We start from the raw sequence: 4,393 nt of genomic DNA on the forward strand, positions 1-4,393 counted from the left end.
CCCCCCTGCCGGTGCAGGCCCCCGCCGGCGCCGCCGACCCCGCGGTCGGGCGCCGGGAGTCCGACGCCCTCCACCACGGCTGGACGAGCGCGATCCGCACCCTCGACGCCGGGCTGCTCGACCGGCCCCGCTCGTACTCGCGTCGCGAGGCCGCGCAGCGCCTGGGGATCTCCTCGGTGTCCGCCCGCAAGATCTGGCGGGCCCTGGGCTACCCGACCGTGAAGGACGAGGAGAAGGTGTTCTCCGCAGAGGACATCGACGCGTTCGAGCAGGTCCTCTCCCTGGTGCGGGACGGGACGCTCAATGAGGACACCGCGATCTCCCTGGCCCGGTCGGTGGGGCAGATGACGGACCGCATGGTGGTCTGGCAGATCGAGGCCCTCGTGGAGGACCAGATCGCCGCCGAGGGCAAGACGGACCCGGAGGCCCGACGCGCCGCCGTCGAGATGCTGCCGGGGCTGGTCGAGCCGCTGGAGAAGGTCATGCGGATCGTCTACCGGCGGCAGCTGACCAACGCCGTGCAGCGCCTCACCGTGCGTGTGGAGGCCGGCCTGGCCGCCTCCGAGCGGGGCCGGGACGGCTCCGAGGACGACGCCCCGCTGCCGCTGGCCCGTGCCGTCGGGTTCGCGGACATGGTCTCCTACACCACGCTCTCCCGGACGATGGGCGAGCGGACCCTGGCCCGCACCGTGCAGCGCTTCGAGTCCAAGGCGGCGGAGATCATCGCCGCCGGCGGCGGGTGGCTGGTGAAGACCATCGGCGACGAGGTCCTCTTCAACGCCGAGACGCCGGAGGCCGGCGCCACCATCGCCCTCGCGCTGGCCGAGGCCATGGCCGACGACGACCAGCTGCCCGCCGCCCGCGTGTCCCTGGCCTGGGGGCGCGTCCTGTCACGCCTGGGCGACATCTACGGGCCCACGGTGAACCTCGCCTCGCGGCTGACGTCGCTGGCCGACCCGGGTACCGTGCTGGTGGACGCCATGACCGCCGCCGCCCTCTCCCGGGACGAGCGCTTCGTGCTCGTCCCGCAGCCGCCCAGGATCGTGCGGGGCTTCGGCGAGGTCCGACCCTCCCTGCTCATGAACGGCGCGGCGCAGCCCCTGATCGCCGACTGAACCGAGGACCCATGAGCGAGCCGCACGCCGCCGACGCCGCCCCCGCCGAACCCGGCGCATGGGCCTCCGTCCCCCGCCCGGAGGCGGTGGCCGTGACCCACGTGGGCGCGGTGCGCGAGCTGAACGAGGACTCGTGGGCGGTCGTCGGGGACCCCCTGCTGCTGGCCGCCGTGGCGGACGGCATGGGCGGCCACGAGGCCGGCGAGGTGGCCTCCGCGGCGGCCGTGGCGGAGCTGCACCGCCGGGCGCCGTCCGTGCTGGCCCCGGGTGTGGCCCACACCCCGCAGGAGCTCGGCGCGCTGGTCCACGAGGCGAACGCGGCCGTGCTCGCGGCCGGGGGCGGGCGCGCCGGCACCACCCTCACCGTGCTGGCCTGCCTGGACACGGAGGCCGGGCGCTGGGCCGTGGCCAACGTGGGCGACTCCCGCATCTACCTGCGCCCCGTGGGGGCCGGCGTGCTCCAGCAGGTCACGGTGGACCACTCCGCCGTGCAGCTGATGGTCGACGCCGGCGATCTCACCCCCGCGGAGGCGCGTGTGCATCCGCGGCGCAACGTCATCACCCGCGCCCTGGGCTCCACGCAGGCCCTGACCGTGGACGTGATGGAACTGGACGTGGCCCCCGGCGACCGCTTCCTGCTGTGCAGCGACGGCCTCACCGGCGAGCTGCTCGACGACGAGATCCTCGCGATCATGGACGACGCCGCCACCCTGGACGAGGCGGCCGAGCGCCTCGTCGAGGCCGCGCTCTGGCGGGGCGGCCGGGACAACATCACCGCCGTTCTGGTCCGCATCCCCTGAGCCGGCGACGCCCGTGCGGCGTCCGGGCCCGCCGCTAGGCTGGCCCGGTGAGCACCGCACAGACCCCCCGCGAGCCCGAGCACGGCGGCCTCGAGCCGACCCCGGACCAGGTCCCCGAGCGGGACCTCCGCGAGCAGCACGCCGAGCTCGTGGAGCGGATCCGTGCCGCGCGCACCGCCTACTACCAGGACGACGCCCCGGAGATCTCGGACGCCGAGTACGACCGCCTCTACCGCGCCCTCGAGGACCTCGAGGCCCTGCACCCCGAGCTGGCGTCCAACGACTCGCCCACCCAGGAGGTCGGCGGTGAGGCCTCGGAGGCGTTCGCGCCCGTGCGCCACGGCTCCCGCATGTACTCCCTCGAGGACCTCTTCTCCCTCGAGGAGCTGGAGACCTGGTTCCTCCGGGCGGCCGGGTCGCTCGCGGAGGTCCGCCCGGGGCGGGCGCCGCGCTGGCTCGTGGAGGTCAAGATCGACGGCCTGGCCGTGGCCCTGCGCTACCGGCGCGGGCGGCTCGTCCAGGCGGCCACGCGCGGCGACGGCGTCACGGGCGAGGACGTGACCCGCAACGTCATGACCATCGCCGACGTGCCCCAGACGCTGACCGGGGAGGGCTGGCCCGAGGAGTTCGAGGTGCGCGGCGAGGTCTTCATGCCGTCGCGCGCCTTCGCCGAGCTCAACGAGCGCCGCGCAGAGGAGGGGCAGGCGCCTTTCGCCAACCCGCGCAACGCCGCCGCGGGCGCGCTGCGCCAGAAGGACCCGGCGGTCACAGCCCAGCGGCCGCTGAGCATGTTCGTGCACGGCATCGGCACCGTGGAGGCGTTCGGCGCGGACGGCCAGGAGGAGGTCTACGGGATGTTGGCGGGCTGGGGCCTGCCGGTCAGCCCCTACACGCGCGTGGTCGAGGGCGCGGACGAGGCCGCCCTGACCCGCGTGGTGGACGTGATCGAGGAGTACGGCCGGCGTCGTCACGAGCTGGTGCACGAGATCGACGGGATCGTGCTGAAGGCCGACGCGTTCGCGGACCAGCGGTACCTGGGGCACACCTCGCGCGTGCCGCGCTGGGCCGCCGCCTACAAGTACCCGCCCGAGGAGGTGCACACCCGTCTGCTGGACATCGCGGTCAACGTGGGCCGCACCGGCCGGGTCACCCCCTTCGCCGTGATGGAGCCCGCGCAGGTGGCCGGCTCCACCGTGTCCATGGCGACCCTCCACAACCAGGACGTCGTCAAGGCCAAGGGCGTGCTGATCGGGGACATGGTGGTCCTGCGCAAGGCCGGCGACGTCATCCCGGAGGTCGTGGGACCCGTGCTGCCCGTGCGCGAGCGGCTGCTGGCCCAGGGGGAGGACCTGCGCGAGTTCGTCATGCCCGCCGACTGCCCGTCCTGTGGCACTCCGCTCGCCCCCGCCAAGGAGGGCGATGTGGACCTGCGCTGCCCCAACGCCCGCAGCTGCCCCGCCCAGGTTGCCGGACGCGTGGAGCACCTGGCCGGCCGCGGCGCGTTCGACGTCGAGGCCCTGGGCGAGGAGGCCGCCCGCTGGCTGGTCATCGGCCACGGCCCGGACCCGGCCGAGCACGAGGGCATGGTGCTGCCCGAGGGCGCCGGGCCGATCACCGCGGAGGCCCAGCTGTTCGACCTCGCCTCCGGCACCCCGGAGGAGGTCACCGGCCCCCGCGGCGAGGACGGCCTCACGGACCTGCAGCGCTCGCTCGGCGACGTGCGCGTCTGGCGAGAGGGCCGGACGAAGGTGGACGGGAGGATGGTCCCGTCCGGCGTGTTCTCCCTGAAGCCGTACTTCTTCACGGCGGGCACCGCGAAGAAGCCGGCGGCGCCCACCGCCAACACCCTCCGCCTGTTCGACGAGCTCGAGAAGGCCAAGACCGCCCCGCTGTGGCGGGTTCTCGTGGGCCTCTCCATCCGTCACGTGGGCCCGGCGGCGGCGCGCTCGCTGGCCACGGCCTTCGGCTCCATGACGGCCCTGCGGGCGGCGGCCGAGGCCGGGGAGCGGGACCGGCTGGCGGAGATCGACGGCGTGGGCCCGATCATCGCGGACGCCCTCATCGAGTGGTTCGCCCAGGACTGGCACCGCGAGATCGTGGACCGCTGGGCGGCGGCCGGCGTCGTCATGGAGGACGAGCAGGACGCCGACACGCCCCGCACCCTGGAGGGGGTGACGGTGGTCGTCACCGGCTCCCTGGAGGGCTTCTCCCGGGACTCCGCCAAGGAGGCGATCCTCGTGCGCGGCGGCAAGGCCTCCGGTTCCGTCTCCAAGAAGACGCACTTCCTGGTGGCCGGGGAGGCCGCCGGATCCAAGCTGGAGAAGGCCGAGCAGCTCGGCGTGCCCGTGCTGGACGAGGCCGGATTCGTGCGGCTGCTCGCGGAGGGCCCCGCGGCATTCCCCTCGGAGGACGCCGACGCCGAGACCGTCGATGCCGCGGCCGAGGGGGAGGAGGCATGAGCGCCGCCCCCGCCCGCCC

3 protein-coding genes are annotated in these 4,393 nt (G+C 74.7%); all 3 read left to right on the forward strand.

Features of this window, described 5'->3' with window-relative positions:
• A partial coding sequence (locus MHY29_RS11370) for an adenylate/guanylate cyclase domain-containing protein (protein ID WP_370643527.1) occupies positions 1 to 1,115 on the forward strand: 1,115 nt, incomplete at its 5' end.
• An 11-nt stretch (positions 1,116 to 1,126) separates the two neighbouring features.
• Entirely contained in the window at positions 1,127 to 1,915 is a 789-nt protein-coding gene (locus tag MHY29_RS11375; RefSeq protein WP_239241301.1) for a PP2C family serine/threonine-protein phosphatase, read from the forward strand.
• A gap of 47 nt (positions 1,916 to 1,962) precedes the next feature.
• Positions 1,963 to 4,374, forward strand: coding sequence for an NAD-dependent DNA ligase LigA (gene ligA, locus MHY29_RS11380; RefSeq protein WP_239241303.1), 2,412 nt, complete (start codon positions 1,963 to 1,965; stop codon positions 4,372 to 4,374).
• The last annotated feature ends 19 nt before the right edge of the window (positions 4,375 to 4,393 follow it).

The organism is Micrococcus sp. ACRRV (assembly GCF_022346985.1).
GTDB lineage: Bacteria > Actinomycetota > Actinomycetes > Actinomycetales > Micrococcaceae > Micrococcus > Micrococcus porci.

Coding starts and splice junctions, on each gene's coding strand:
- MHY29_RS11375 (WP_239241301.1), top strand. CDS start 1,127: ATGAGCGAGCCGCACGCCGCCGACGCCGCCCCCGCCGAACCCGGCGCA.